Origin of the sequence: Bowmanella yangjiangensis, assembly GCF_017255015.1 — a bacterium.
Lineage (GTDB): Bacteria > Pseudomonadota > Gammaproteobacteria > Enterobacterales > Alteromonadaceae > Bowmanella > Bowmanella yangjiangensis.
Genome location: NZ_JAFKCS010000618.1, coordinates 1 through 430, shown reverse-complemented (window position 1 = coordinate 430; position 430 = coordinate 1). Strand labels below are relative to the sequence as shown.

Annotated in this window: 1 protein-coding gene; it reads left to right on the top strand. The window is 64.2% G+C overall.

All coding sequences use genetic code 11. The features are described 5' to 3' along the window. The coding region (locus tag J0A65_RS25950; protein ID WP_232850165.1) for an REP-associated tyrosine transposase at positions 1-301 on the top strand (301 nt) is incomplete at its 5' end. Positions 302-430: the final 129 nt, after the last annotated feature.

Below are 430 nucleotides of genomic sequence, written 5' to 3'. Positions count from 1 at the left end.
AGATGGCCTCGCCGACTCTCTGGCCTGGGTCCTCATGCCCGATCACCTGCACTGGCTGATCGTGTTGAAGCAGGGCTCACTCAGCGATTTGATGCGCCGCATCAAGGGACGCAGCGCCAAGCGCGTCAATGCACTGTCCGGCCAACAGGGAAGGCTATGGCAGGATGGCTTCCATGATCGAGCGCTGCGCCGTGAGGAAGACATTCTGCCGGCCGCGCGTTACATCGTCGCCAATCCATTGCGGGCAGGCCTGGTCGACCGAGTGGGCGACTACCCGCTATGGGATTCGGTGTGGCTCTGAGCTTCGGAGGGTCGCGGCTGAAGCCCCTCCCACAAGAGCAGTGCCAATCCGTGGGAGACGCTTCGTCCGCATCAGGCCTGCTGCGACCTGACCGGCCACAGCTGTGCGACCGCCCAGGCCAGCTCGAAG